Raw genomic sequence first — 26,522 nt, 5'->3', positions numbered from 1 at the left:
GGCTATTCTCCTGCTAAATCAACTTGAGCAGGGATTCCTGATGGCAATTTAACGGCGCTATCCTCGAGATCGACTTCGGCTAAATACATCAAGCGCGAACGCTCTTCTTCGGTTAGGGCATAGTAAGGTGTGAATGAAGGCTCAGTGGCCACCCAACGCACAGTGCCGCTATAAGGTTGCTCTACACCATCAACATGCACTTTGACCGCTTTACCCGGAACAAAATTTACCCGGTAAGTAGCAGGCACATACACTCGGGCGTAAGGAATGCGGCTCGCTTGAACCACCGCAACAATCGCGTTGGTAGGTACTCGTTCCCCTAAGTTGTATGGCAGGTTGTCTAAAATACCGTCGCGCGTTGCGACAATGGTTAGCTCATCGAGTTTTTGTTGCTGTAGGGAGATCTCTGCTTTCGCTGCGGCCAGTTCCGCTTTAGCTTGTTCGATATCTTCAGGGCGCGCACCAGCCGTTAGTTTACTAAACTCTTCGTTGGCAGATTCTAGCTCCGCCCTTGCTGAGTCACGGCCGGCCAAAGCGGTATCTTTTTCTGATTGACTGATAAGTTTTTTATTCACCAGTTCAGCTTTTCGTTGGTAGTTTTTCTGCGCCTCGGTTAACTGAGCTTCAGCCAGTTTTACTCGTGCCGCAGCAGCAGCAATATCTTCAGGTCGCTCACCGTTAGTTAGCTTGAGTAGGTAGGCATCCGCTTTCGCTTGAGAGGCGATGGCTTGCGCTAACATGGCTTGCTGGCTCTTGCTATCAAGCTTAACCAACACTTGACCTTGAGTCACAGCGGATCCTTCTAGTACGGGCAACTCACGAATAATCTCGTTGCTAGTGGCAGTAAACGTGACTCGATCTCTTTCTAATGTGCCGAGGGCTTTGGCCGTTTCATTGGAATTACAGCCACTTAAAATGGAGATGAAGGTGAGGGCGAGAAAGATGCGTTTCATGATGAAAACCTCTGGCTGTTTTCGTTGTTGTCACTATCACTCACTGCGAGCGTAAGCAGATAGGCAAAGTTCGAAGAATAATTAAGCTACCTATTTAGGGTAGACTGATTTGTAAGCCGAGGAAAAGAAAGATAATTAACCAAATATTCATCAAATGATTAATTAAGTGAATTGACTGAACTTTGGACACAAAAAAGGGCCCGTAGGCCCTAAATTACATCACACTGATATTACTTAGTGTACGACTGTGCAATGTTGTCGATACGTTCGTTAGCGCGTGCTGCTTCCTCTTGAGCTGACATAGCTGCATCGCCAGATTTACCTACTTCTGATTTCAGAGCTTGTACGTCTTGGCTAAGCTGGCTTACTTGGTTGCTTAGTTCATCAAGCTTGGCAGTTGTTGCCTCTGTTGCCTCGTTATTGCCTGAAGCACAACCCGCTAGGATAAGTACTGAAGACACTGCAGCTGCGATAACCATTTTGTTCATGATTGAACTCCTTGCATTGGTAAGTTTTAGTTTTGTTTTACACCTTACGAGGTATAGCAGATCAATTGTAGTTCTAAATGTTTGATTCGAGTAGTAGGGAAAAGTCAAAATAATCCAAGAATTTAGCCAGCTTATTGCGAGGGAGTGGAATTTTTGTTCGCGAGAAAGGAGTAATCGGTGTGGTTTTAGTTGATTATTTTATGTGATCTCTATCCAGATCGGTCTGTTTCGAGGTATCATTACGCGTTTAATTTTCATCGTCGTTAGAAACGACACTCAGCATTTTGGAGAACACTTTGCAATTTAAAGATTTAGGCTTAGACAATCGCTTGTTAAAGACTTTGAACCATTTTGATTTTAAGAAGCCGACGACCATTCAGCAACAAGCCATTCCTGTGGCTATTGCTGGAAAAGATCTGCTGGCATCATCAAAAACAGGCTCAGGTAAGACTTTAGCATTTGTTCTACCTATGTTGCATAAATCGCTAAAATCCAAAGCGTTCTCTGCTAAAGACCCGCGTGGTTTGATCCTTGCTCCTACCCGTGAGTTGGCAAAGCAAGTGTATGGTGAACTGCGCACTATGCTAGGTGGCTTAAGTTACGATGCGACCCTTATCGTTGGTGGTGAAAACTTCAACGACCAAGTGAAAGCGCTGCGCCGCTACCCTAAATTCATTGTGGCAACGCCAGGACGTCTAGCGGATCACCTAGAGCACCGATCTCTTTACCTTGACGGTTTAGAAACATTGGTTCTGGATGAAGCAGACCGTATGCTTGATTTGGGCTTTGCGCCTGAGTTACGTCGTATTCACAATGCCGCGAAACACCGCCGTCGTCAGACGTTGATGTTCTCAGCAACGCTTGATCATGCGGAAGTGAACGACATTGCATCAGAGATGCAAAACGAGCCTAAGCGTATTGCTGTGGGTGTTTCTAACCAAGAGCACAAAGACATCACTCAGAAGTTCTACCTGTGTGATCACTTAGATCATAAAGAAGCGATTCTTTTACGTGTATTAGAAGAAGCTGAGTACCGTCAGGTCATTATCTTCACTGCAACACGTGATGATACCGAGCGTCTAACTGCCAAATTGAATGAGCTGAAACTGAAAGCGGTCGCGTTGAGTGGTAACTTAAACCAAACACAGCGTAATACCATCATGAGCCAGTTTGAGCGCGCGGTATTTAAGATTCTTGTGACGACGGATGTGGCATCACGCGGCCTAGACATCGCTAACGTGACTCACGTAATCAACTTTGATATGCCTAAGCACACTGAAGAATACGTACACCGTGTAGGCCGTACTGGCCGTGCTGGTAACAAGGGTGATGCGGTGTCTCTGGTTGGCCCGAAAGATTGGGATAGCTTCAAACGTGTTGAGACTTACCTGCAACAAGATCTGGCTTTCTCAGAGCTTGAGGGTTTGAAAGGTAAGTTTAAAGGCATCAAACCGCGTAAGCCTGATATGCGTAACAAGAACAACGATTACCGCAACAAGAAGGCCAAGACACAAGCGAAGAAGGTGGCGAAGAAGCCAGCGAAGCGCGATAAAGGTTTCTACCAAAACGTGGCTGTGGGTGATTCTGTCTTTATTCCTAAGAAGAAAGTTGCGCCTAAAGTGGACGACGAGTAAATCGCTGTTTGTATTAAACAGACATGAAAAAAGCTGCCTTAGGCAGCTTTTTTCGTTTTACGATGATTAGTCGTAAATCGTCGGGATAGGTTGACGCTTATGCTGAGTGATAGTGTATATATGCACTAAGCGGTCGCTTACCTGCTGTGAAACAGGCTTGCCTTCTAAGAAATCATCAATCTGTTCGTAGGTAAGGCCAAGCGCGTCTTCATCGGCTTTTTGTGGTGCAAGCTCTTCAAGATCGGCTGTTGGTACTTTTTTCACTAGTTGCTCAGGCGCGCCTAGCGTTGCCGCCACTTCGCGCACTTGGCGTTTGCTTAAGCCAAATAGCGGTGCAAGATCACATGCGCCATCACCAAATTTAGTGTAGAAACCAGTAATGTTTTCCGCGGAATGGTCAGTACCCAACACTAGGCCGCCAACGTAACCTGCGATTTCGTATTGAGCAACCATGCGCGCGCGCGCTTTTACGTTACCTTTTACAAAATCAACTTTTGCACTGTCTGTAGGCAGAAGGTCTGTGCCTTCTAATGCCAGATGAGAGGCCGCGTGCATGCCATCAACGCCTGGTTTGATGTTTACGGAAACAGAGTGGCTCGGCTGGATGAACTGCAAAGCAGATTGCGCTTCATCTTCGTCTTGTTGTTCACCGTAAGGCAGGCGAACTGCGATAAATTGGTAACCGCCACCATGCTGTTCGTTTAACTCGTTAACGGCTAACTGAGCTAATCGACCGCAAGTGGTCGAATCCACGCCGCCACTGATGCCAAGTACCAGTGATTTGCAGCCTGAATCGGTTAGTTTACGTTTGATAAAATCAACTCGACGAGTGATTTCAAAGTGAGGGTCAATCGATGGTAGGACGCGCATCTCATCGCGAATCAACTGTTCCATTAGTTTTATTCCTGCAAGCGTTATTAATTGTATTGATATTCGTAGTATCATACCTCAATCAACACAGTTTGGGGCGTTAATCTCAAACATAGCGACATTCTCAATAGGTTTTCCCATGTCTAAAATTGCCGTTTTCGGTAGTGCGTTTAACCCACCGAGCTTAGGCCATAAGAGCGTTATTGAATCACTACAACATTTTGATCACGTATTGCTGTTACCGAGTATCTCCCATGCATGGGGAAAACAAATGTTGGATTATGCGCTGCGCACTCAACTTGTCGATGCGTTTATTGATGATATGGATTTGGATAACGTATCGCGCAGCCAAGTAGAAGAAGTTTTATTTCAACAAACCAAGCAAGCGGTCACGACATTTTCCGTGTTGGAAGCATTGCAGCAACAATGGCCTGATTCAGAGCTTACTTTTGTGATGGGACCAGATAACTTATTCAATTTTAGTAAGTTTTATAAATCTGATGAGATCGTACGCCGTTGGTCAGTGATGGCATGCCCTGAAACCGTTGCCATACGAAGCACTGATATACGTCACGCTTTACAACAAAATCTACCAATTAATCATCTCACCACCCCTAAAGTTTGCTCTATTCTGGCCGACAATAAATATTATTAATTAAATTATCATCAAGTGTGCAGTATGGTGATTGACCACTGCCTCTGATTACTGAGGTGATTATGGCTAAAAATAGCACTTGGCTTGTTTTTGGTCTGTTTTCGGCTGCTGCCCAAGCGACTTGTTTATCGGACAACTCGGAATTCCATTTCCAATCGAACTCGTATGATTCCGACAGCTCAGAGTGTTATCTGTACTATGCCGGTGATTCGATGATGGATGAAGTTATCAATGGTAAAGAGTACCTAGCGCCAGCTCGTAAAGCAGATAAGGCTAAGTATTGGTCTGATTGGGTATTCAAATCTAAAAATAGCCCGATGCTGACTCAGCAAGTTTCAGACAGTTATTTTGGTATTGGCGTGTGGATGCCAGACGAGATCGAACGTGAGCGCAATGATCTTTCTACCGAAGAGTATTTGATGAGTCATGGCGTGCAATTTAGTGTCGGTATCGGTGATAAAAAACCGGGCGAGCCTCGCATGCGTTTAGATTACCTATGGCACAGTGAAACCAGTGATAGTTGGTCGATGCAAATTGAGGTGCCGTTTTAACGGCACCTTACTAAGCGTTGCCTACATTGCGTATTGTCGATTGTATGTTGGAGTGATGGCTAATGATGGCCAAAGGCGTTTCAGGGCGTGAGAAATAGTAGCCCTGAATCAGCGTACAACCCATTTGATAAAGCTTTTGTAGCACTTCTTCGCTTTCTACCCCTTCCGCTACCAATTTCACGCCTAGCTGCTTGGCCAGTTGAATGATCAGCGACACCAACAGTTCCGATGTTTCGTTATACAGCAGTTTATCGATGAATGACGCGTCGATCTTAATGCAGTCGATCGGATAGTTGTGAATGTATTTTAGGCTTGAGTAACCAGTACCAAAATCATCCAGCGCAATAGTAAATCCTTGATTACGTAGCTTATCTAGCAAGTAGCGAGCTTCGTTGGTTTGCGAGAGTAACACGGTTTCAGTAAGCTCGATGGTAAACTCATTCGGTGTAAAGCGATGACCCGAGATGGTTGAGGTTAGGTGCTTCATGTAGCGAGCTGAGTCTGCTAATTCATGAGCCGAGCAATTTAAGCTTAAGTGCACTTTATAGCCCAACCCTGCTTCGAGTTCCCTTTTTGCTTGGCAAGCAAGCTCAACGATTCTTTCCCCCAACTCAACGATTAACCCTGATTGCTCGGCCGCTTCAATAAACTCATTGGGATAGATCGTGCCCAAGGATTCGCTTTTCCAACGGGCGAGTATTTCAAAGTGATCCCATTGGTAGCTGTCTCTATCGACGATGGGTTGCAGCAGTACGAATATTTCGCCACCAATAGCACTTCCTCGGTCAAGCTCGTTGCGCAGTGCATCAATAACCATGGTTTGTCGGTGATATTGTTTGCTCAAATGGGTATCGTAATTTTTTATCTTCTCATTACTGTGCTTACAATCTTTTAGCGCTAGTGAAGCATGCAAAATGATTTGGTCTGCGCTAAGTCGGTGATCGGCTTTGCGTGCTAGGCCAATGCTGACTTTGATTTTGATGGTGTGTGACGAGTCTTGATAACCTTCGTTGAGTTTGGCAATGATTTTTTGGCAAATGGTCAATGGGTCGCTTGAGAAGGTGATAAAGGCAAACTCATCTCCGGCGATACGATAGGCATGCTGGTGGTCAGGCAGCGCATCTTGAACGGTTTTACCGACGAATTTGATGACTTGGTCACCAATGTAGTTTCCATATAAGTCATTAATGGATTTGAAGTCATCAATATCAATGTAGGCAAGGGTGAAGGGCTTTGATTGCGTATCTGATAGCCTTTCAAGCTGATTTGAGAGATAACCACGGTTGTGTAGACCGGTTAAATTATCGTGTGACACTTCGTGGCTAAGTTGGTTGACTAAGCTATCTGAACGAGCGGAGAGCCACTTAGAGCGAAGATAGTGCATCGCAAGGTTAGCCAACATTTTATGCAGGTAGATTAGCTCAGCACTTTCTTCTATTGGGTGAGTAAAAGTTGAGAGCAGAATACCGAGAATATCACCGTTACGACTTTTCAACGGCACGCCAATATAGGCATCTACATCGTTGTTTTGTAGGTAAGTATCGCGCGGGAACTGCTGAGTAATATCGTGAGTATAGATACAATAAGCTTGATTCGATTTTCTGACCACATCGCAAGGTGTGTCTGCCAGTGAGTAGCTAAATTGTTGTTGTATTTCTTTACCACAGGCAAATGAAAGGGTTTGTGCGGTGTTGTTAATCGTATCGATTTCAACGATGCATGAACATTGACTAGCAAACTTTTCATGCAGTGTTAAAGTCAATTTGTGAAGTAATTCCGGTCCATCAAGGGAGATGATATCGTTGATAATATCGAATTCCATCATCTGTACCGGAGTGTTGAGCCTAGCCATACGAGTTCTCCCTATTGATAGTGATCTTTGTCACTTAAAATTTAGAATTCGCATGGTTAAATATGGTACACGTCGCATATGTTTGCAAATGTAAACTTGTTACCTAAACAAAATTAGTCGGTCAATCGGCTACGAAGATAGTCCAAAAATAGCTGTGTGCGGGTATTTTGGTAATCAAGTTTAGGGTAATAGGCATAAACGGTCGCCTCATCGGCAGTAATCTCCGGCAAAATGCGTTTGAGGTGACCAAGTTTTAGATCTTCTTTAATCATCACATCATTGGTGAGTAAAATACCCATGCCGCTTTTCGCTGCATAAAACAGAGCTTCAGGGTTGGTAGTGGCAAAGTTACCCGAAAGTACAATACGCTTACCTTTAGAGAGCTTAATTTCTCTTTGCTGATATTCGCCCCAATTCAACATATTGTGCTGAGTTAATTCCTCGGTGGTTTGTGGTTCGCCGTATTGCTCTAGGTATTTAGGGGATGCATAAAAGCCTGCTTTATGTTCAAACAAGCGTGTCGCTTTAAAGCTCAAAGAATTGAGCTGATCAATTTCACGGCTGATAAATAGATCAAGGCTCAGGCCGGGTAATTGTCCCGGAGTGGTGGTAATCAGCTTAATGCTGATGTCAGGGTAGAGCTGCAAAAATCCATCAAGATGTTGGACGAGAAACTTTGAACCGACTGCTAAGGTCGCCCCAATTTTTAGGCAGCCAGCCGGGGATTGATCCACCGAGCGGGTTTCATCAACAATAGATTGCCAACCTTCAAGGTGTACTTGAGCACGTTGGTAGAATAGGGCGCCAGCTTCTGTTTGGGTGACGGAGCGAGTGGTGCGCTTTAACAGTTGAACGCCAATTCGCTCTTCGAGCCAATGGATGCGCTTACTAATGGCTGAGCTGGTGGTGTTCATTCTGCGGGCGGCGCCGTTGAAGCTGCCTTCTTCTACCACCAATAGGTAACTTTGTACGCTTTGTTGCCAATCCATTTCTGCCCCTTAATTACTTCCGGATAGGAATTAATCAGTTTCCACACCAGTCTATTATCATTTGTTAGCGTACAATTTAAACTGGATGGCATGAAAATCAAGCAAAACACTTCCTTTCGGAAAACACCGTTATTGCTTGCGATGATGATCATAGCGACTGGTCAAGTGGGTGTTGCCATTTATCTTCCCGCCTTGCCACAGATCAGCCAATCACTCAGCGTAACTCAAGCAGACGTTCAACTCTTAGTGACACTCTACCTTGTCGGGTTTGGAGGGTCTCAGTTATTCTACGGCCCTTTGTCAGATGCCATCGGTCGGCGGCCAGTCTTTATTATTGGCCAAGGTATCTACTTAATCGGCACGCTCATTTGTGTTCTATTTTGTTCCTCACTCGTGGGGTTGATTACGGGACGCTTGTTGCAAGGGTTAGGCTCTGGCAGTGCGTCGGTGCTAGGCCGTAGTGTGTTACGTGATAGTTATGATGGAGCACATCTGACCAAAGCCCTTTCGTATATCTCAGTGACGGCGTCAGTTATGCCGATTTTTGCTCCGGTATTAGGCGGTTGGCTGACTTTCCAACTCGGTTGGCAATCGGTGTTTGTGTTTGTGCTGATCTATTTGGTCGCCATTTTCTGCTTAGGCCTGAAAATTTTACCTGAAACATTGCCCTACGCGCCGTCACGGTTTAATTGGAAAAATGTCGGTCAGCAATATTTAGAGCTTATTGTTAACAAACAAGTCATTACCAGTGCGAGCTATAACTGGCTGAGTTACTTGGCAGCGCTCGTGTCACTTTCCGTATTGCCATTTATCTTGCAGCAAACGTTAGGGTTAAGTGCGGCCGAATACGGCACGCTCATGATCGTACCATCAATGGGTTTGATGGTGGGTAGTGTCAGTATGAACGTACTAAGCCGTTATGTGGCGCGTAGGAATATTTTAGCCGCGGCGATAATGATCGTCGGCGCGGCAGGCGCTTGGCTCACTTTGTTGCCATTGAGCTTGTTTAACCTGATTTGGGCATTTACTTGGCTTACCGTTGCTCAAGGGCTTTCCTTTCCGATTTCGATCAGCATGCTGTTAGAGCCACATAAGAAACAGGCAGGTGCAGTATCGGCGTTGTCTGGTTCAGTGCAGATGGGGCTATCGGGCATATTTGGTGGCTACTTAGTGCAAAATTGGATTCAAACTCAGTTTTCGTTAGGGTTGTTTTATCTGTTAGTCGCGAGCGTCATGATGAGCGTTTTAATTTCAACCCGATCAGCCGTCTATGCTCAACAGCCGAGTGTGTAATTTATTGCCTCAATTGAAGCAGTTCGTTGTACAATGCGCGCCAGTAATTTGAGTGAACCAGAAAAGGTCAGTCCATGGAACACAAACAGTTTGAAACGCTAGTAAAGCAACTTTGTGAGCAACCGGCTTTACCACAAGCGCTAGAGATTCTTAAAAGCAGTGAAGATCAAGAAGTCGCAGAAGCGGCAAATTCACTTACTGGTCAGTTTGCTTTGGCAGAAGTTGAAGGTGAGCAGCGCATTTATCACGTATCTACGCTAACTAACGAGCAAGGCGAACAAGAAGAGTTTGTTGAGCATGTTATGAATGAAGGCGACGACGTTATTAAATTCGTTGCTTGGTTCTTTGATGCGATGTTTGAAGTGAAGCGTAAAGATACCTATCAAGCGGCAGGTAAAACTTACCAGCAGCCAAAGCGCTCGTAATTGATGCGATTGAAAAAAGCCCTAAGCAAATGGTTAGGGCTTTTTTGTATCAGCTGTTGGCTTCTAGGTTAACTACGTTATCAGGTACTTGGTTGACCCCTTTCTCTTCAAGCCATGCTTGCAAGTTATCCGCGCCGCCGATGTATTGTCCATCAAGCCAAATTTGCGGCACGGTGACAGGGGTTTTCATCCCAATGATTGCCTTCACCTCAGGGATCATACGATAAAGCGCCGCGCTGTCTTTCACAACGTCGTGGTACTCGAAATCGATCCCTGCATCGTTGAGCATCTTTTTCGCTTTTACGCAGTAAGGGCAGGTCGCTTTGCCGTAGACAATATTGCCTTTTAATGTGTCGCGCTTGGTCCACTCTTGGATAACGGATTGAACCAAAACACCACGATTGAGCGCTTCCCCTTGGCTGACTACCTTGCCTTCAACCACGAGAATCGGTGCATGCCACGAACCTAGCTTCAAAGGCTCCCACCAATGGGATAACCAATCTTTTACTTCTAACTCGACAGGAACATCGGCCAGCTCATTATCAAAGGTATCTTGTAGGATATCTTTAGTCAGTGTGCACTCACCACAAGGGATATTGACCTTAAAAGGTCCCCAACTGCCTGCCCAACGATAAAGCGTAATTTTGATTGGTTTTGTCATAGTCTTATCCCCGCAACGTTCCGTTATTATCAGATTAAGTAATGAATCACTTATTTTCCAAGTTATTACCAATCTGAATCGTCATTTTCGTCAGGCTGGTATAAACAATAAGAACGGAAGGATGCGCATTTTATTTCACAGAGCGCGCTTTTTTACTTTCCCATTGAGTAATAAATGCGACCGAGCCAATAATGATGATGGCTCCAAGCCATAGCCTACCAGGCGGCACCCAACTGAATACTAGCCAGCCTGCGAGAACGTTAAGAGGCAATTTCGCGTGGTCGAATGGCTGAACAAATGAAGCATCCGCGACCGAATACGCTTTTACGATTGCCCATTGAGCGAAAGCGGTAGCCACGCCAGCAGCCAGTAAAATACCCCACAACGACGCGCCGCTTGGTGTTTGCCAGTCTGGTAGCGCGAGCAAAATATTAAAGGGCGTGATCAGAATGAGTAAGTAAACCACCATGGTTGAAGGCGAATCGTCTGAGGAGAGCTTTTTCACCATCAGTGAGTAACAAGCCCAGAAGAACGCGGCGCCAACCGGTAATAAAGTGGCCCAGTTAAATTCGTCAGCCCACGGCTCTAAGATGATCATGGCGCCAATAAAGCCTGTTAGAGTTGCTCCCCAACGCGCGATACCGACTTTCTCTTTAAGAAATAAGCCTGAGCCAATTGTGGCAAATAGTGGTGAGGTCATTAGCAGTGCGATGCCTTGCCAAATAGGCACAGGGTAAGCCAAAGCCCACAACCAAAGCTGAATACCAATCACCGATAAAAACACGCGGAAAACGTGCAAGCCAAGGTGTTGGGTTTTGAGTGATTTTCGAATGCCGAGTGTTTTGAGGTAAGGCAAGATAACCACAAGAGCGACGGCATATTGCACTAATGCCACGGTGGTTGATGACAAGCCATAATTAATACTGGCAACTTGAGCCAAACTGTTAACGATAGCAAAGGCCAAGCCAGCGCCGAGCATCCAGCTTGCCCCTTGAATTGGGTGATGATTGGGTGTCATATAATCGATTTAAGGTTGAATATCGCAATAATAGTTCGCGAAATCATACTGCCTTTTCTGGTCAGCTACCTTAGTTTTTTGTGCGATTAATCATAACCACTGAGAATATAACCAAAATCATCCCCAATGCGTGCCAAATCGTGAAGACTTCATCGAGCACTAAAACGGCAGCTACGGCTGTCACTGCGGGGCCGATGTTGTTGGATAAGCTTAGCTCCGTCGGTGAAAGCCTCGCCATTGCCGCCGCAACAAAATAAGAGGGCAAAACAGTGCAAAAAACACCTAGGAAAATGCCAAGTCCAATAAGCTCGATTGACCAATTCGATATGTCAGTGTCACTGATCAGCAGATGAATCAAAATCGCCACACCTGCGCTGCCCATTCCAATACTGGTAAACAGTGAGCTACCAAGTTGACCTATGAGAGGCTTGCTTGCCACTAAGTAAATGGCGAACACCAAAGCGGAGCCGATCGCAAATAACGCGCCTACCCCGACGTCAGAGCCAAAGGTTTTAAGATCGTGACTAATGATTAATGCGATTCCGCCATAGCCAAGTAATGTGGCAACAACGACCGTTTTACTTGGCTTTTGGCCAAAAGCGATCCAACTGATAAGCACCACAAAAGAGGGAAACAAGAAGATAAGCAAACGCTCTAACTGGGCTGAAATGTATTCAAGCGCAGTAATATCGAGAAAGCTCGCCACGTAATAGCCAAGCACACCAATTAGGGCTGCTTTTATGCCTGACTGCTTAATTTTCTCACGGTTGCTGCTTTGTCTAGCGAGCCAAATTAGGGTGATAAGGTAAACGGGGAGTGAACTGGCCGCTCGGAGTGTCATGATCGCAGTGACATCGGCACCATGTTGATAGGCGAGTTTGACCAAAATGGGTTTTAGAGAGAACAGTAAACAGCCAATCAAAGCAAAGACAATTCCCAATTGGTGATCGGTAAATATTGAGCTGTAGCGATAAGTGGTGGTTTGAGACGGTTTTTCCATTCACACGTTTCCTGTTGAGGGTTAAAGGCTACGAGTGAAATGTATGGTCTGGCTACATATCTCGTAGCCAGACATAGGTTTACCTACCGGCTAAGAGGCATAACTAGTAGGAGCCATAGAGCGTTGATTTGGTAGGTAAACATAAATAATATTCCTTAAAGTGAATATTGAGAGTAACAATTGCTTAAACTTTGTGCAAGGTATGTGCAACTTATGTTAGTTCGTTTGATTGTTTTCAATTCTTTGTTCAACCTGCTTAAAGGCGCGTTGGTACATCAGCCATGCGCTCAAACCAGCCAAAATATTACCCGCTAATGCACCCCAGAATAACCCTTGTAGGCCGCCTAGCCATGAACCTACCCAAAGACAGGGTAAAAAGAACACGAACAAGCGCAAAGCTGAGATAGTCAGCGCAGTGTAGGATTTGCCTAGCGCATTGTTGATTGACACCATCAGCATACAAATACCGAGTGGGCCTAAGCTCATCGGCACAATCATCAAGTGCCAAGTTAGGATTTGTTTTACCTGCTGTTCACTGGTCATCACGGTGGCAAGAAGGTCGCTAGATAACCAAGTGATCGCCGCGATGAGTAATTGCGAACCAAGCACAAATTTACAGGCGATAGAGACTAAGTGACGAATATCATCAAGCTTTTGCGCGCCGAGCATACGGCCAACCATCGGTGGCATCGACATAGTGAGCGCAAGTACAGAGACAATGGCAAAGAACTCGTAGCGAGAGCCAAGTGCCCATGCTGCGACGGCCGCTGTGCCATAACCCGCTAACAGTTTGGTCGCTAGCATCGAAGAGAGCGGCGGTAGCAATTGGCTGATCATCGCAGGCCCCATGATGTTACCGATAGAACGTAGACTCTTTGCCACGTCGAGATCGCTCCAATCAAAGCTCATCCATTGTTTTGCGGTGACTTTGGGTGCGACAATTAAAATACCGATACCAAATGCCAAAATGGTTGCGATAGCTGCGCCATTAATACCGAGATCGAAAGTGAAGATGAAAATAGGATCAAGGATCAGGTTAAGCACGCTAGTGATCATCATCATCGCTCCGGGCAACATGGTATTACCATTAGCGCGACACACGCTATATAAGAAGTAGAGTAGCGCTCCCGTCCATGAGCTGACTAGCCAATAAATCCAGTAGCTTTCGACAATCGGTAGCACGCTTTCAGGCGCACTAAGCAGCAGTAAAATAGGCTCGCGAATGAGGTATAACAATACCCCAAATAGTGCGACACCCACCGAGCCCATAGCAATAACAAGCCCGCCCAATTGCTGTGCGTAGCGAGTTTGATTCGCGCCAATGGCTTTAGCTATTACTGCTGTTGTCGCGATACCTAAGCCAACTTGCAGGCCAATGATCACCATTTGAATCGGCAAAGTGAAACCCTGAACCGCAAGCGGCAGAACGCCAAGCTGACCGATGAAGGCACTATCTACAAGCTGAAAACTCATTAGAGAGAGCACACCAAACAGCATTGGCCATGTCATATTGAACAACTGCTTAGCTAAAGATGGAGTATTTTTTGTCATGGAAACTTATTTGCTTAGAAAACAAAGCCGAGGGTAGTGATACCCTCGGCTAATCATATTGGAATTGTTAATAGTGTAACGGATCACAGAGTGAATGCGAGTAATATTCGAGCAGGTCTACTCGTCAAAATCCTCCGCGTACCCTTTTGGTGGCGGTGTCCAACCCCGTTCATCACTATTATGTTTATCTGCTCTATCCGTGGTGAGCGCCAGCTTGATCTGTTCTTCTAAGTGCATGAATAGCTTGCGATAGTTATTATCAAAACGCTCGCCTTCTGAGTCATCCAGCCACGCTTGATAAAGCATATCAGACTTCTTATCTTCCACTTTTTTATAGTTGGTTTTCTGCTGTTCAACCAAGAATGGATGATGGCCTAGTTCACGCAGCGCATGGGAGCCAAGCTCTAGTGCTGAGTGATAGGTTTCCGATTCAATAATGTCTGCGCCTGCTTGGCGAAGTAAGTAACCGTCGCCGCGGTCAAAGGCGCGTGCGAGAATCTTAACCTTCGGATAAGTGTGTTTAACGTATTTGACCAGCTCCAGTGTGGTATCTCGGTTATCCATCGCGACCACGATCATTGACGCTTCTTCAATACCTGCGGTGTGAAGGAGGTCAGGACGAGTCGCATCACCAAAGTAAGCTTTAGTATTGATTTGGCGAACAATATTAACTTGATCGGCCTGATGATCCAGCACTACTGTTTTTACGCCATTGGCAACCAATAGGCGGTTAACGATTTGGCCAAAACGACCAATGCCCGCAATAATAACCGTACCTTGCTCGTCAATCTCATCCGCCTCGCCTTGATTAGACGCTTGCTGGAAGCGTGGCAAGATCACCTTATCGTAGAGGATAAATAGCCCCGGAGTGAGGAACATCGACAGCGCTACAACCAGTGCTAAGGTTTGTGCGATCTCTGGTGGGATAACATGTTGCTGAGTGGTAAAGCTCAACAGAACAAAACCAAATTCACCAGCTTGGGCAAGGCTGAGGGTAAACAACCAACGATTGCTGCCTTTGATGCGGAAAATCAGCGCTAGGATGTACAACACGATACCTTTCAAAATCATCACACCCAGCGTGAGACCGATAATTAAGAAGAAGTCACCAAATAGGATGCCGAAGTTAATTCCCGCGCCAACGGTAATGAAAAATAGCCCGAGCAATAACCCTTTGAATGGGTCAATGTTGGACTCAAGCTCGTGGCGGAATTCACTGTTGGCCAATACCACACCCGCAAGGAAAGTACCGAGCGCTGGCGATAGGCCAACCAGGCTCATTAGGGCCGCAATACCGACCACCAACATAAGTGCAGTTGCGGTGAAAATTTCTCTTAAGCCAGAGCTGGCGACAAAGCGAAACAGTGGGCGACTTAAAAAGTGACCACCAACTACTAGGCCAACTACCGATGCGATGATGACTAAGGCATAAGCCCAGCCCGGTAGGCCGGCCACTAAGCTCAGTTCTTCATGATGGTGTGCGGCGCTAGCAGCTGCGCTTTGCGCTTTTTCGACGAGTTCAGGCAAGGCCAATAACGGGATAAAGGCCAGCATAGGAATGACTGCAATATCTTGGAACAGCAAAACAGAGAAGGCGTTTTGTCCCCCCTCAGTGCGGCTTAATCCTTTCTCGTTGAAGGTCTGTAATACGATAGCGGTAGAGGAGAGCGCAAAAATCAAACCAATGGCTAATGCGATGGTCCAGACTTGATTGAACGCTAATGCAATCCCCATTACTGCTGCGGTCGTCAAGCCAACTTGCAAGCCGCCTAAACCCAGTAGACGGTTGCGCATGTTCCACAGCATTTTTGGCTCGAGCTCTAAACCGACCAAGAACAGCATCATTACCACGCCAAACTCAGCAAAGTGCTGAATGGTGGTCGTCTCTTCACCGACAAGGCCAATAATTGGGCCAATGACCACACCGGCAATCAGGTAGCCCAATACTGAACCTAGCCCAAGGTGCTTAGCGATAGGAACGGCGATAACGGCCGCGACTAAGTAGATAAATGCTTGTAAGAAGTAACTGGTCATGCGTTATCTCCTTTAATCAATTGGTCGAGATAAGGATTAAGCTTTTCAACTTCGTAGGCGCGTTTATAGTCAAATTGGTCATCAACAAATGCCGTCAGCAGCTTTTTCCAGTTTTGAACATGTTGTGTGATACGACCATCCTCTTTGGCTGTTCTCGCGCCAAATAGAGCCAGCGGCGCCATATAACGCATGCCAGTTAATGCCACCATCTGTTCAATCGGGTGTAATAGCTCGCGGATGGTGAAATGGTTATAGCCCTCGGTTTGGTATGCGTCCGCTCGGCCACCTGCGGTTAACGCGCATAAGAACCCTTTGCCTTTCAAAGCGGTGCCTTTGCTGCCGTAAGCAAAGCCATATTCCAGCACCAGATCTTGCCATTCTTTCAGCATGGCTGGCGTCGAGTACCAATAAAGAGGGAATTGAAAAATGATCACATCATGGTCGAGTAAGCGTTGTTGCTCACGGTCTATGTTGATGTTGTAGCTTGGATACTCTCGGTACAAATCGACGGTAGTGACGCCATCGATAGTTTGCGCGGCTTCAAACAGAGGTTGGTTGACCTCAGAGCGATGCTGAGATGGGTGAGCGTATAGAACGAGAACCCTTTTTTTATTAGACATTATGGTTACTTCCTACAGTTATCGATGACCATTATTTAGTTGTTCGATGCTTGAAATTCAAGTAGTTGACGTAAATCAGTGAGGTGGTCAACTACTAATGATGCATGGTTTGAAAATGAAGTTTGCCTGCCATGAGTGACCAAACACGAAGGCATTAGCGCGTTGTACGCCGCTTGTAAATCGTATAGGTAGTCCCCGACATATAGCATTTCATTAGGCAGGATTTGCCATTCATCCACCAATGCCAGTAATGCATCCGGTGCGGGTTTTGGCGCGTAATGCTCTCGGCTGATGATGCGCTCGATTTCTAGGGCATTGGCATCGACTTTGGCTTTGGCTGCTTGAGCGCAATTTCGCGTAATGATCGCGGTGTATAAGGCGTTATCGGCAATGAAGCTAAGTAAGTGCTCACAACCAGGCATTGGGTGAGAGCTTTCGGCGTCATCCAGTTCATGTTGCAATATCTTTTGTTTCGCATCTGCCCGTTGATTTAGGCAGGAGAGGTTATCGGCGAAATCAAGCACGTCTTGTTCTGATGGGCAGCCGATTTGGTTGCGTAACCACTGAAAATCCATGTTGGAGCTTACCAAGGTGTTGTCTAAATCAAACACAATGGCTTTGAGCTTATGAAGGTTGAGTGGTATCGCTGTCATAGCACTTCCTTGTCTAATGGCGAAACAAACAAAAAGCCCCTTACGGATGAACGTAAGGGGCAATCATTAGGCGAACTCTTTTTCTAAGTAAGCGACGATATCGGATGACTCATACATCCATTCGACGCCTTGTTCAGATTCTATTCTTAAGCACGGCACTTTTATGCGTCCTCCACCAAGTTCGAGCTCTTGGCGATGAGTCGCGTTGTTTTTAGCGTCTCTTAGTTCGATATTGACCGATTGGCGCTTCATCGCACGGCGAACTTTGACACAAAAAGGGCAAGCATCAAATTGATAAAGCGCGAGAGATTGCGCTTTGCTATCTACTTGCTGCTGCGCCTCTGGAGAGCGCTTAATGCCGCGGGGTGAAAACACGAAATTAAGTAGTAATATGATGCGGCCTAGAAACCAACGAACAAACTTCATTATCTACCTCAAATTAAAGCGATTGTTTTTATTGTAACAACTAAGCAACACCGCACAACAATTAAAACTCGATTTTATGCTGTTTTGTAACACTCAAGCCCAGTCGCTTCGCTAGCCTAACTAAGTTCGCACGATCGACAGATAAACTGCGCGCTGCTTCCGCCCAATTGAAATCGGCGTGTTTGAGCGAGTCGATAATGATCTGACGTTGATAATCATCGGTGGCGGTACGTAAGTTAGTTACCGTCGGCAGCGCATCGCTCTGTTCTAGGGCAGGTTTGAGCATCGCTGGTGGAGTATCACTTTGCCCAAGATTCAAGTCTTGGCTGCGCACGGTAATGGTCGATTTTCCCGCTGCATTGGCGCGAGCTTTTAACGCCGCGCGATTGATCACGTGCTCCAACTCGCGCACGTTACCCGGCCAGTCAAAGCGAGGCAGCTGAATTTGCGCTTCTCTCGCGAGCTTGATTTGCACTATGCCAAGCTTCTTGCGGACTTGTTCCAAGAAGTAGCCAGCGAGTAATGTGACATCGTCACCGCGGTCGCGCAGCGGCGGTACTTCAATAGGGTAGACGCTCAATCGGTGGTAAAGATCCGCACGGAATCGGCCTGCTTCCACTTCGTGTTTTAGATTGCGATTGGTCGCAGCTAACACTCTCACGTTGATGCTTTGTACGTTATCTTGCCCAACAGGCTGAATCTCGTTGTTTTGTAGTGCGCGTAGTAGTTTACTTTGCGCAGATAAACTCAACTCGCCAATTTCATCTAAAAATAGCGTACCCCCATCGGCCAATGAGAACTTACCCAGTCTTGAACGATCTGCGCCTGTAAACGCGCCTTTTACATGGCCGAACAGTTCACTTTCTACCAAGTTTTCCGGTATCGCCGCACAGTTCACATACACCATAGGCTGGGTACTGCGGTGAGATTGATGGTGAATACTGCGCGCGACCAATTCTTTACCAACCCCAGTTTCGCCATGAATCAAAATGGTGAAATCTGAGGCGGAAACCACCGAAATGTCTGATTTTAGTTCCTGCATTGCTGTGCTTTCGCCAATTATCTCGCTGCTTTCGCGTTGCCATGATTGTTGGTTTAGCTCTTCCAGTTTCTTCTGTGTGTATTGGGCTTGCTGTTCCAATTGAGACACAGTCAAAGCGATCTTGAGGTGCGAAGCGACAATCGCGGAAAGTGCTTCTAAACTTCGATTAGGAATGGCATCAAACATCTGTGGCGACAAACTGTCGAAGGTCAATATTCCGAGTAATTGGTCTGCATAGATGAGCGGTAACCCCATACAGGAGTGCATTGGTAGGTCACCGTCATAGTCAAGCAGCAAGCTATCAAATGGGTCTGGCAGTGGGCAATCGGCATCAAATTTTACTGCTGATGTTGCTTGGCAGATTTGCTCAAACCTTGGGTGGTCGGCAATGTTAAAACGACGTCCTAAGGTATCGCGCGTCATGCCCTGCACGGCCAGCGGCACCAACGTTTCACCTTGCAGGCTGAGCAGGGCAACACAATCACACTGAATGGCTTTACGAATAGCATCAACCAGTTTGTTGAAACGTTCGTGCTCGTTATGGCCACTAGCGAGGCCAACAGTCATATCCAATAGTGTGGAAATGGAGATATCTTGCATAGCGATGATCGGTAATGAGTGATTTAACTATTTTAGTGTCATTATGACATGAAATAAAGCGTGTCTTATTGACCTATTTTGTCTTGGTAAGGTATTGAAAAGTAGCTGGTTACTGGTTTGTTGATGTTGGCACTATTCCTGCTGTAGCCAAGATGCTCAAAAGAGCACAGCTCAATATAATAATTAGGAGAGACACTCTCATGCTCAACGACCACCACATTTCTGTTGTGAAAAGTACTATTCCACTGTTGGAGAATGCCGGCCCAGCGCTGACGGAACATTTCTATAAGCGCATGTTCAGCCACAATCCTGAACTTAAAGATATTTTTAATATGACTCATCAGCAAACAGGCCGCCAAAGTGTCGCACTGTTTGAAGCGGTTGCTGCGTACGCAAAAAATATCGAAAACCTCGCAGCTTTGTCACAGGCGGTAGAGCGTATTGCTCATAAACATACTAGCTTCAACATTAAGGCAGAGCACTACCAAATCGTGGGCCATCATTTAATTGAAACCCTGCGCGAACTAGCAGCCGATGCGTTCACTCAAGAAGTGGAAGAAGCATGGACAGCTGCGTACTTGTTCCTTGCGGATATTTTTATTCAACGCGAAGGGCAGCTATATCAAGAGCGCGCTGAGCAACAAGGCGGCTGGCAAGGGCGTCGCGAGTTCATCATTGCGGAGAAAACAGTAGAGTCAGAAAAGGTAACCAGCTTTGAGTTGCTGCCAAGTGATGGTGGTGCGGTGATAGATTATCACCCAGGTCAGTATCTTGGTGTTGAAGTTAAACCGTCGCTTGGTGAACACGTGGAGATTCGTCAATATTCGCTATCTCAAGTGCCAAATGGCCGAAGCTACCGTATTTCAGTGAAACGTGAAGGCGAGCAGCATTTAGGCTTGGTCTCCCATTACTTACATCAAGAGTTACAAGTCGGTTCAACCTTGAACCTTTACCCACCGGCGGGTGACTTTTTCTATTCTCCGAGTGAGCAGCCATTGGTGTTGATTGCTGCTGGCGTTGGTGCCACTCCAATTCAAGCAATGGCTCAGAAAGCGGCAGAGCTGAACAAATCTGACGTTACTTATTTATATGCATGTGAATCTAAGCCACAACATACCTTTGCTAACGAAACCGCGAAGTGGATCGAAGCGCACCAATGGCAGCATAAAGTATGGTATCAAGATCAACATGGCTTGATGGACTTAAGTGCCGTCGAGCTAGATACGGAACAAGCAGAGGTTTACCTGTGTGGGCCGATCGGCTTTATGGAATCTGTTGTGAAGCAGCTTGAAGACAAAGGCGTGGCGCGCGAGCGTATTCACTACGAAGTGTTTGGCCCTCACGCTTACTTGTAATCCATCGTTCGCTTGAAGGTTTTCATTAGCACAAGGCTCTTTTCTAGAGCCTTTTTTACATCTGGTGTTCTGTAAAGAACAGATGGCGTGCGGTGCTTCTTATACAATCGAGATTCGATATCTGTTGTTGGAAGTGATGCGTGCAAGGTTCAATAGAAAGACGACTACTGCTGTTATTTGTTGTCGCCATGATCATTACGTTGAGCTTGGTGTCAGTTTTCTCGCTGATGGTGGCTCGATCGGAAGGTCTGCGTAACGAGAAAGAATACAATCTAGAGCAAGCAGCGCTTGGTATTAGCTTAGTCAAGTTTCAAGTCTCCCATTTACAAGCTCTTGCCAAAGATTACAGCCAGTGGGATACCACTTATCAGTTTGTAGAGTCGCCAACCGATCTTTACAAAGAGCAGCACTTGGATCTCGATTCGCTGATCGTTACTGGTATTCATGGTGCGATGATTCAACGCGGCAATGACGAAATATTGTATGGTGTCAGCCAACTAGCCAACAACGAGAACGCCCAGCTTTGGGAGATGTTTTCATCGGTTCCTGATTATGGTTTAGAGCGCTTTGAAAGTGGCGTACTGTACTTTAACTCAAAGCTTTACCTCTATGTGAGTTCTCCTATTACCGACAATAGTGCTGATTTGAAAGCCAATGGCCGATTGGTGATGTTAAAAGCGCTCAACGCCAGTTTGACCAGCGAAATTTCTCAGATCTTGAGACGCGAATTTACTATGGCCTCTTCCGCGACTGATAACTCGGTTTTTGTCCTAACCGGACAAGATAAATGGCAGCTAAAAGCGGTAAGTGCGACCCAGCAAGGGAATGAGCTGATTGGTTACTATCAAATTGTCCATGACAAAGAAGGCATCTTACCCATCGATATTTCGGTGAAAACCCATTACGAAAGTGATGGTGTACTGGAGCTAATTTACGAGTGGTTACCCTCTTTGGTAGCGTTGATGGTGCTGCCTTTGGTCATGACATTTTTGCTTCGTAAGCACATTACCCGCCCAATTAAAGAGCTGATTAACTGGCTAAACCAAGTGGATGGCTCAATGCTCGCAGAAGAGCTAAAGCCGTTTAAACATGCGGATAATGGCGAGATAGGTCATCTTAGTGAGAAGTTCAGTAGCATCTATAACAACTTGTACCAAGAGCACCAATTTAGCCAGTTGCTGCTTTACTCAATAAGTGATTTTATCTTTACTGTCGATCATCAAGGCAAAATTGATTACTGCAACCCTGCCGCTACCGAGTGGTTAAATGTCAGCGCCAATGTGCTGTATGGGCAAAGCTTTGAGCTGCTATTTGATAACTTATCAGAAGATACACCTTGCCCGTCAAACTGGCTTTACCGAGCCATTGAATGCGGCAGTGAATACAGTGGTATTTCGTTGATTAGAAAGTTCAGTAGCCGAGACAAAAGTGAATGGCTTGAGATTCAGGTTAGTCCAATGATTCGTTCTGAAGAAGAAAAAGCAGGGGCAATGATCATTTTACGCGCCAAACCGGATTATACCGAGGCATAGCGCAAAACCAGAATTGGCGGATACAAAAAACCGAGTGGCGGATAGCTTACTCGGTTTTTTATTGCAGCAATTTCAGTATCAGTCGCATTGACTCAAAGGCTTATCGATTAAATAGCCGTGACAGCCAACCAAGTAAGCCATTGGCTTGTGGTTGAGCACTGTGATTGTCAGCTTGCCCTTGCTCTTTTCCTTGATAAAAGCTCGCCATCAGCTCGGTACGAAACGTTTGTGCATCGCCACTTTCAATATTGGAGAGTAACTGCGCAGTATGTGCGGCGTGGTCATTGGCTAAACTAAAGTCCATTGCCAAGTAACCTTGTACATATAGCCATAAATGGCTGATAAATCGCAGCTGTTCGCCCTCTTGGTAATGAAAGCGCTGACTGTGCTCAGCAACGTTGTCTTGTAGTGCTTGGCGCATCGCCTGTGCGGCTTGTTGGTTAGACTCAACGCGCGCACTGGTTTCAATATGCACTTTGGTCGTCAAACCGAGCAAATGCTGAATCGTGGCCGTTTCCGGTTTGGTTGCTAATACCTTTTCAAACAACGGATTGTGTTGTTGATAGAACGCAAGCCAAGATGACTCATGGTGGCTGATCGCACTGCATTGGTGAGCACTAATTTGTTCAACAATCTGCTGTAACTTAGTCATTGCTCTGCAGGGTTTGCCAAGTGATCTCGTAAGAGCCGTTGTTGCCGTCGACGAACAAGCTGTTACCAGTAATCATAACGGAAAGATCCATGCCGCGGTCGATGTTTGCAGCTAACGCTTCAAGGTTATCGTTTTCAAAACAGTGGATGTTAGCAGGGAAACTCGACATCTTGTTCTGCGACTGTGACCACCAAACATTGCTCTTGCTGTTAAAAGCGTAAATATCAACGCGCTTAGCAAGGCGAGTGGCCTTTTTAACGCGATCAAGTGACGGTTCACCCACTTCAATCCAGTGTTCGATGGTGCCATCTAATGCTTTGTGCCACAGGTCTGGTTCTTCGATATTCGATAAACCTTTAGTGAACTCGAGTTCAGGCTTTGCATTGAGGCAGAAAGCCAAAACACGCGCCATCATACGTGTAGTCGTTTCCGATGGGTGCAGTGCGATAGTGCACTGTAACGAGTCGTAGTAGTCGCTATTAGTGTTAGACAAACTAATACGAAACTTATATATAGTGGGTTTGAGAGCCATAATTACCTAAAAAAATAGCCAGCTAAATAGCTGGCTATAGAATGCGTTAAAGTCTAATTAAAGAACTTTGATGTTTTCAGCTTGCGGGCCTTTTTGACCTTGAGAAATGCTGAATTCTACCGCTTGACCTTCAGTTAGAGTACGGAAACCGTCGCCAGTGATAGCGCTGAAGTGTGCGAAAACGTCAGGGCCGTTTTCTTGTTGAATGAAACCAAAACCTTTAGTTTCGTTGAACCATTTAACTGTACCAGTAACAGTGTTAGACATAGTGTAATTCCTTGATGTATCGTAAATAAGCCTATAACGGCACGGATAGCGTGGAAAAGGAGATTGCTATTGCGTACGACGTTACGGTAGAGATACGAGAAATCCAACGAAACGGCGATCTAGACAAGAACCGTTTTCTAGCTAGCGATTAGTCTAAAGCGAAGTTAAGTTAAGTCAATAAAAATCAATCTAAATTTACTATTATTTTGAACTTTACGGCGAGATAATATTGGTCAACTAAAGATTAATGTTTGTAAACTAACGATTGTCACATTTATATGCTGTTAGTAATGACAAATAAGACAGAATATTGGTGTGTAAAAACAACAGAGTAGATTTTTTAGATTTCTAAATGGTTGAGAATATGAAAAGAAAAGTAAAAGCGAGCGAAAGCTCGTCCCTTTCGCTTCAAAGCAGTCTTGAATTGGGGCGAGGGGAGATTCAAGACTGCGCTTTGAAAGCGGTTGTCACCAGTAAATTGTTTAAAACACGAGTGGTAAAACCTAAAAAAGGCAAAGGCAGTTATCAACGTAAAATGAAATTTAAGGGCAAAGAACCCTATTCAAAAGTCGCTTAATTAAGCCACCTTTGAATAGGGTTCTTTTTTGTTGGGCACTATATTATTTATGGTGGTGATTAATATTATCTATCAACTCAGTTGCCTAGCTCGTTTATAAATTATTTATCGCTCAATTTTAGGCGAATAAATGGAGTAAGCGGTGATTTGCCCAGCAACAATCGCAGCAAACATAAACAGTGCCGATAAACCAATGCTCGGTATTGGTAAAATGGATTGCTCAAAAACGGACTGACTGGCACTGACCAATACACGACTACCTGGTACCAAAATGATGATGCCTTGTAAGATGTAAATAGAGCCAGTTAAGCCAAGGCGCTTGGCTAGCCAAGTACCATATAAAGTAATCAATACCGTGGTTACCCAAGTGCCCACTACCCAGCCACTCTCAAAACCAAGATAAAATGGCCCCCACATACCTAATACTGCTACAGGTAGTCCGAGTAGGATGTCTTTCGCGCGCGCGTTGAAAATGATGCCGATCGAAATAGAGATAAGGAACAGCCCGCCAATGTGCAGCCATAAGGGCACCTCATTGAGATAATTGGCTGATTGCGCTTGCCCCCATATCGACTCACCAATATTGAGCCCCATCACAATGCCGACAAACAGCTTGATCAGCGTTAAACCGCTTTGGCCTAATAAACTCGTCCCTGAGACTAAATCGTTAAAGGCGAGACACTCCAATGAGTTGGCTATCGATAGCCCGGGGACAAACAGAATAATAGAGGCAATACAGAGCGCCCAAACTGGTATGGGTTGGCCAGTGCTGGCAAACCACGCGACTAAAATGCCAGTTAACAGTGCAGCAATAAACTCTACCGCAATAGAGCGACGGCCTTTCAAAACTTGTTGCGTGCCCCAAACCATGAGGCCAAGAAATACCGCGAAATAGACGGCTTCCATCGTACTACCTACCAGCATCAAGTACGCGGGCGGTATTGCCATGTTAGCAAGTGCAGAAACCCATTTAGGGTAGTGGGTTGGCTCAGGAATAGGATCATCGTTGGAGCGATTGATCTTGATGATGGTATTAGCCAACAAGCTTAGGTTGATAGACGCGGGCGGATGACGCTTCATCACCACTGCGTCGTTATCAGCAGGAAACTGATAATTCACTGTGGTCGGAGTCGCTTGCACCATGACATCAATGCCTTGGTTCTTGGCGTAAAACTGAGTGTATTTTTCAAGTTTGTATGGTGGGCATCCGCAGCGATGCAACGTGTCACCGATGTTTACAATTTGATTAATTCTGTATTGCGAAGGCATGAGTTTTTGTTGCTGATGTGATTTGCGCGCAACCCTAACAAACACGTTGTTCGGATTCGACAAGTGAATCGTTGAAGAGTGGTTGCAGTCACACAATTAGTCCCGATCACTACGTTTCATCGATGGTGTCGCATTTTCACAATCGGGCGAAAAATAATTTATATGCTACAATTTTGTTACTTAAAGGGCGGTTTTTAGACGTAGTTCGATAAATTACCCATAAAACTGCATAGTTATAGAAAGCAAGCTTTTAACCGTTGTTTTACAAGTCATATTGATTCAAAAATAGCGATAAAAAGCCTAAAAAATGTTGTTTGAATTTTTATGTTTAACTGAGAAAATGGTCGCAAAATGAGTTTTCATTTATGAAAAGATGATTTTAACGTCTTAGAAACGAGGTGTGATTATGAAAATAGTTTTAATCTTAATGGCATCACTGTCTGCTGGTGTGGCATCAGCTGATCATCTTCATTCTTTCTTACTAGGGTTAACCATCGCAACGCTTGCTGTAGGCAGTTGTTACTGGTTTGCGTTTCGAACGACGCGCTTCCCTCAGCTCGCTTTGTTTCTATTGATTTGTGGCATGTTGTCTAAATTGACGATTACTGTAGTGGGCGTCAGTGTGGGTGTTGCCGCGAACCTTATTTCCTCGCCGCTCATATTTGCTTTGTCTTATCTGTTCTTCCTAGTGGTGACCAGTTACCTATGGTTTAGTTACCGTGATTCGATAACTCCAACACCAAAGGCTATCCCAGTTGCGTAAGCCGCAGATATAGCAATAAGCCAGCACATTGATGCTGGCTTTTTTAATTCGGTTTTCTTTGCGTCAATTCTTGTTTAACGGTAACCATTAGTAACAGCCGAGCTGAAACCGCCTACGCTTTGAGTATACTCAATTGAGAACTAAGGGCGCGAACGTACTTTGTTAAGCTGATGTAAAGAGAACTTTTGCTCTATAATCTTTGTCCCACGTAGCCTTATTCATCTTCCTTGGTACAGACACGCTCCCTTCTGACTTCCTGA

General features: G+C 45.5%; 27 protein-coding genes. 9 read left to right on the top strand and 18 right to left on the bottom strand.

All coding sequences use genetic code 11. The features are described from left to right. Positions 1-2 precede the first annotated feature (2 nt). Together MU515_RS12150 and MU515_RS12145 are read right to left on the bottom strand one after the other, a co-directional pair. The gene (locus tag MU515_RS12150) at positions 3-953 is read right to left on the bottom strand and encodes an HlyD family secretion protein (RefSeq protein ID WP_260260695.1); all 951 of its coding nucleotides are present in this window, start codon (positions 951-953) and stop codon (positions 3-5) included. Between the two features lie 230 nt (positions 954-1,183). Next, entirely contained in the window at positions 1,184-1,441 is a 258-nt protein-coding gene (locus MU515_RS12145; RefSeq protein WP_260260694.1) for an Lpp/OprI family alanine-zipper lipoprotein, read from the bottom strand. Positions 1,442-1,725: 284 nt separating this feature from the next. Between MU515_RS12145 and MU515_RS12140 the strand changes: the two genes are divergently transcribed. Continuing rightward, the gene (locus MU515_RS12140) at positions 1,726-3,075 is read left to right on the top strand and encodes a DEAD/DEAH box helicase (RefSeq protein WP_260260693.1); all 1,350 of its coding nucleotides are present in this window, start codon (positions 1,726-1,728) and stop codon (positions 3,073-3,075) included. A gap of 66 nt (positions 3,076-3,141) precedes the next feature. Here MU515_RS12140 and nadE read toward each other — a convergent pair whose 3' ends face one another. Then, a complete protein-coding gene (gene nadE / locus MU515_RS12135) occupies positions 3,142-3,969 on the bottom strand; it encodes an NAD(+) synthase (protein WP_260260692.1) in 828 nt (275 codons plus the stop codon). 115 nt (positions 3,970-4,084) lie between these two features. Here nadE and MU515_RS12130 point away from each other — a divergent pair, with 115 nt between their 5' ends. Beyond that, positions 4,085-4,600 carry a nicotinate-nicotinamide nucleotide adenylyltransferase gene (locus MU515_RS12130; RefSeq protein ID WP_260260691.1) on the top strand — a complete coding sequence of 172 codons (516 nt, stop codon included), beginning with the start codon at positions 4,085-4,087 and terminating at the stop codon, positions 4,598-4,600. A gap of 62 nt (positions 4,601-4,662) precedes the next feature. Beyond that, positions 4,663-5,151, top strand: a complete 489-nt coding sequence (locus tag MU515_RS12125) for a hypothetical protein (protein ID WP_260260690.1) — start codon at positions 4,663-4,665, stop codon at positions 5,149-5,151. Between the two features lie 10 nt (positions 5,152-5,161). Here the strand turns inward: MU515_RS12125 and MU515_RS12120 are convergent, their stop codons facing one another. Next, positions 5,162-7,003: a putative bifunctional diguanylate cyclase/phosphodiesterase gene (locus MU515_RS12120; protein ID WP_260260689.1), complete on the bottom strand. Its 1,842-nt coding sequence runs from the start codon at positions 7,001-7,003 to the stop codon at positions 5,162-5,164. Between the two features lie 113 nt (positions 7,004-7,116). After that, entirely contained in the window at positions 7,117-7,992 is an 876-nt protein-coding gene (locus MU515_RS12115; RefSeq protein WP_260260688.1) for a LysR family transcriptional regulator, read from the bottom strand. A 90-nt stretch (positions 7,993-8,082) separates the two neighbouring features. Between MU515_RS12115 and MU515_RS12110 the strand changes: the two genes are divergently transcribed. Together MU515_RS12110 and MU515_RS12105 are read left to right on the top strand one after the other, a co-directional pair. Beyond that, the gene (locus MU515_RS12110) at positions 8,083-9,285 is read left to right on the top strand and encodes a multidrug effflux MFS transporter (protein ID WP_260260687.1); all 1,203 of its coding nucleotides are present in this window, start codon (positions 8,083-8,085) and stop codon (positions 9,283-9,285) included. A gap of 74 nt (positions 9,286-9,359) precedes the next feature. Next, positions 9,360-9,710: a hypothetical protein gene (locus MU515_RS12105; RefSeq protein WP_260260686.1), complete on the top strand. Its 351-nt coding sequence runs from the start codon at positions 9,360-9,362 to the stop codon at positions 9,708-9,710. Positions 9,711-9,759: 49 nt separating this feature from the next. On the opposite strand, the gene MU515_RS12100 is transcribed toward MU515_RS12105, so the two are convergent. From MU515_RS12100 to norR, 9 genes are all read right to left on the bottom strand, one after another. Then, complete coding sequence (locus MU515_RS12100; RefSeq protein ID WP_260260685.1) at positions 9,760-10,371, bottom strand: glutaredoxin domain-containing protein; 612 nt, start codon at positions 10,369-10,371, stop codon at positions 9,760-9,762. Positions 10,372-10,501: 130 nt separating this feature from the next. After that, a complete protein-coding gene (locus tag MU515_RS12095; protein WP_260260684.1) occupies positions 10,502-11,389 on the bottom strand; it encodes a DMT family transporter in 888 nt (295 codons plus the stop codon). A gap of 70 nt (positions 11,390-11,459) precedes the next feature. After that, positions 11,460-12,389, bottom strand: coding sequence for a DMT family transporter (locus tag MU515_RS12090; RefSeq protein WP_260260683.1), 930 nt, complete (start codon positions 12,387-12,389; stop codon positions 11,460-11,462). A gap of 216 nt (positions 12,390-12,605) precedes the next feature. After that, positions 12,606-13,940: an MATE family efflux transporter gene (locus MU515_RS12085; protein WP_260260682.1), complete on the bottom strand. Its 1,335-nt coding sequence runs from the start codon at positions 13,938-13,940 to the stop codon at positions 12,606-12,608. Positions 13,941-14,057: 117 nt separating this feature from the next. Then, a complete protein-coding gene (locus MU515_RS12080) occupies positions 14,058-15,974 on the bottom strand; it encodes a monovalent cation:proton antiporter-2 (CPA2) family protein (protein ID WP_260260681.1) in 1,917 nt (638 codons plus the stop codon). After that, positions 15,971-16,594 (bottom strand): NAD(P)H-dependent oxidoreductase, encoded by a 624-nt coding sequence (locus MU515_RS12075; protein WP_260260680.1) that lies wholly within the window; start codon positions 16,592-16,594, stop codon positions 15,971-15,973. Before MU515_RS12075 ends, MU515_RS12080 begins: the two co-directional genes overlap by 4 nt. 35 nt (positions 16,595-16,629) lie before the next feature. Beyond that, complete coding sequence (locus MU515_RS12070; protein WP_260260679.1) at positions 16,630-17,247, bottom strand: HAD family hydrolase; 618 nt, start codon at positions 17,245-17,247, stop codon at positions 16,630-16,632. Between the two features lie 66 nt (positions 17,248-17,313). Continuing rightward, complete coding sequence (locus MU515_RS12065) at positions 17,314-17,673, bottom strand: glutaredoxin family protein (RefSeq protein WP_260260678.1); 360 nt, start codon at positions 17,671-17,673, stop codon at positions 17,314-17,316. A 61-nt stretch (positions 17,674-17,734) separates the two neighbouring features. Beyond that, positions 17,735-19,315, bottom strand: coding sequence for a nitric oxide reductase transcriptional regulator NorR (norR, locus tag MU515_RS12060; RefSeq protein ID WP_260260677.1), 1,581 nt, complete (start codon positions 19,313-19,315; stop codon positions 17,735-17,737). 200 nt (positions 19,316-19,515) lie between these two features. Between norR and hmpA the strand changes: the two genes are divergently transcribed. Both hmpA and MU515_RS12050 read left to right on the top strand, forming a co-directional pair. Beyond that, positions 19,516-20,670, top strand: coding sequence for an NO-inducible flavohemoprotein (hmpA, locus tag MU515_RS12055; RefSeq protein WP_432816143.1), 1,155 nt, complete (start codon positions 19,516-19,518; stop codon positions 20,668-20,670). A gap of 140 nt (positions 20,671-20,810) precedes the next feature. Further along, on the top strand, positions 20,811-22,202 hold the full coding sequence (locus MU515_RS12050) for a CHASE4 domain-containing protein (RefSeq protein WP_260260675.1): 1,392 nt from the start codon (positions 20,811-20,813) through the stop codon (positions 22,200-22,202). Positions 22,203-22,302: 100 nt separating this feature from the next. Here the strand turns inward: MU515_RS12050 and MU515_RS12045 are convergent, their stop codons facing one another. From MU515_RS12045 to MU515_RS12035, 3 genes are read right to left on the bottom strand one after another with little or no spacing between them, the layout of a single operon-like run. Next, entirely contained in the window at positions 22,303-22,854 is a 552-nt protein-coding gene (locus MU515_RS12045) for a hypothetical protein (RefSeq protein ID WP_260260674.1), read from the bottom strand. After that, positions 22,847-23,386: a YaeQ family protein gene (locus MU515_RS12040; protein WP_260260673.1), complete on the bottom strand. Its 540-nt coding sequence runs from the start codon at positions 23,384-23,386 to the stop codon at positions 22,847-22,849. The genes MU515_RS12045 and MU515_RS12040 overlap by 8 nt, the downstream gene beginning before the upstream one ends. A 57-nt stretch (positions 23,387-23,443) precedes the next feature. Further along, positions 23,444-23,653, bottom strand: a complete 210-nt coding sequence (locus MU515_RS12035) for a cold-shock protein (protein WP_260260672.1) — start codon at positions 23,651-23,653, stop codon at positions 23,444-23,446. 364 nt (positions 23,654-24,017) lie between these two features. Here MU515_RS12035 and arfA point away from each other — a divergent pair, with 364 nt between their 5' ends. Beyond that, on the top strand, positions 24,018-24,230 hold the full coding sequence (gene arfA / locus MU515_RS12030; protein WP_260260671.1) for an alternative ribosome rescue factor ArfA: 213 nt from the start codon (positions 24,018-24,020) through the stop codon (positions 24,228-24,230). Between the two features lie 105 nt (positions 24,231-24,335). Here arfA and MU515_RS12025 read toward each other — a convergent pair whose 3' ends face one another. After that, a complete protein-coding gene (locus MU515_RS12025) occupies positions 24,336-25,499 on the bottom strand; it encodes a threonine/serine exporter family protein (protein ID WP_260260670.1) in 1,164 nt (387 codons plus the stop codon). Positions 25,500-25,905: 406 nt separating this feature from the next. On the opposite strand from MU515_RS12025, the gene MU515_RS12020 reads away from it, so the two are divergent. After that, a complete protein-coding gene (locus MU515_RS12020) occupies positions 25,906-26,262 on the top strand; it encodes an NADH:ubiquinone oxidoreductase (RefSeq protein WP_260260669.1) in 357 nt (118 codons plus the stop codon). The last annotated feature ends 260 nt before the right edge of the window (positions 26,263-26,522 follow it).

Source organism: Vibrio intestinalis, from assembly GCF_025195085.2.
In the GTDB taxonomy this organism is placed as follows: domain Bacteria; phylum Pseudomonadota; class Gammaproteobacteria; order Enterobacterales; family Vibrionaceae; genus Vibrio; species Vibrio intestinalis.
This window is presented reverse-complemented; position numbering and strand designations above follow the sequence as displayed.

What these genes read in the sequence shown, in the direction of transcription:
- nadE (WP_260260692.1), bottom strand. Translation starts at nt 3,969, where the DNA reads ATGGAACAGTTGATTCGCGATGAGATGCGCGTCCTACCATCGATTGAC.
- MU515_RS12120 (WP_260260689.1), bottom strand. Translation starts at nt 7,003, where the DNA reads ATGGCTAGGCTCAACACTCCGGTACAGATGATGGAATTCGATATTATC.
- MU515_RS12105 (WP_260260686.1), top strand. Translation starts at nt 9,360, where the DNA reads ATGGAACACAAACAGTTTGAAACGCTAGTAAAGCAACTTTGTGAGCAA.
- MU515_RS12145 (WP_260260694.1), bottom strand. Translation starts at nt 1,441, where the DNA reads ATGAACAAAATGGTTATCGCAGCTGCAGTGTCTTCAGTACTTATCCTA.
- MU515_RS12070 (WP_260260679.1), bottom strand. Translation starts at nt 17,247, where the DNA reads ATGACAGCGATACCACTCAACCTTCATAAGCTCAAAGCCATTGTGTTT.
- MU515_RS12075 (WP_260260680.1), bottom strand. Translation starts at nt 16,594, where the DNA reads ATGTCTAATAAAAAAAGGGTTCTCGTTCTATACGCTCACCCATCTCAG.
- MU515_RS12025 (WP_260260670.1), bottom strand. Translation starts at nt 25,499, where the DNA reads ATGCCTTCGCAATACAGAATTAATCAAATTGTAAACATCGGTGACACG.
- MU515_RS12080 (WP_260260681.1), bottom strand. Translation starts at nt 15,974, where the DNA reads ATGACCAGTTACTTCTTACAAGCATTTATCTACTTAGTCGCGGCCGTT.
- MU515_RS12115 (WP_260260688.1), bottom strand. Translation starts at nt 7,992, where the DNA reads ATGGATTGGCAACAAAGCGTACAAAGTTACCTATTGGTGGTAGAAGAA.
- arfA (WP_260260671.1), top strand. Translation starts at nt 24,018, where the DNA reads ATGAAAAGAAAAGTAAAAGCGAGCGAAAGCTCGTCCCTTTCGCTTCAA.
- MU515_RS12090 (WP_260260683.1), bottom strand. Translation starts at nt 12,389, where the DNA reads ATGGAAAAACCGTCTCAAACCACCACTTATCGCTACAGCTCAATATTT.
- MU515_RS12040 (WP_260260673.1), bottom strand. Translation starts at nt 23,386, where the DNA reads ATGGCTCTCAAACCCACTATATATAAGTTTCGTATTAGTTTGTCTAAC.
- MU515_RS12110 (WP_260260687.1), top strand. Translation starts at nt 8,083, where the DNA reads ATGAAAATCAAGCAAAACACTTCCTTTCGGAAAACACCGTTATTGCTT.
- MU515_RS12125 (WP_260260690.1), top strand. Translation starts at nt 4,663, where the DNA reads ATGGCTAAAAATAGCACTTGGCTTGTTTTTGGTCTGTTTTCGGCTGCT.
- MU515_RS12100 (WP_260260685.1), bottom strand. Translation starts at nt 10,371, where the DNA reads ATGACAAAACCAATCAAAATTACGCTTTATCGTTGGGCAGGCAGTTGG.
- MU515_RS12045 (WP_260260674.1), bottom strand. Translation starts at nt 22,854, where the DNA reads ATGACTAAGTTACAGCAGATTGTTGAACAAATTAGTGCTCACCAATGC.
- MU515_RS12150 (WP_260260695.1), bottom strand. Translation starts at nt 953, where the DNA reads ATGAAACGCATCTTTCTCGCCCTCACCTTCATCTCCATTTTAAGTGGC.
- MU515_RS12020 (WP_260260669.1), top strand. Translation starts at nt 25,906, where the DNA reads ATGAAAATAGTTTTAATCTTAATGGCATCACTGTCTGCTGGTGTGGCA.
- MU515_RS12085 (WP_260260682.1), bottom strand. Translation starts at nt 13,940, where the DNA reads ATGACAAAAAATACTCCATCTTTAGCTAAGCAGTTGTTCAATATGACA.
- MU515_RS12035 (WP_260260672.1), bottom strand. Translation starts at nt 23,653, where the DNA reads ATGTCTAACACTGTTACTGGTACAGTTAAATGGTTCAACGAAACTAAA.
- hmpA (WP_432816143.1), top strand. Translation starts at nt 19,516, where the DNA reads ATGCTCAACGACCACCACATTTCTGTTGTGAAAAGTACTATTCCACTG.
- MU515_RS12065 (WP_260260678.1), bottom strand. Translation starts at nt 17,673, where the DNA reads ATGAAGTTTGTTCGTTGGTTTCTAGGCCGCATCATATTACTACTTAAT.
- MU515_RS12130 (WP_260260691.1), top strand. Translation starts at nt 4,085, where the DNA reads ATGTCTAAAATTGCCGTTTTCGGTAGTGCGTTTAACCCACCGAGCTTA.
- MU515_RS12095 (WP_260260684.1), bottom strand. Translation starts at nt 11,389, where the DNA reads ATGACACCCAATCATCACCCAATTCAAGGGGCAAGCTGGATGCTCGGC.
- norR (WP_260260677.1), bottom strand. Translation starts at nt 19,315, where the DNA reads ATGCAAGATATCTCCATTTCCACACTATTGGATATGACTGTTGGCCTC.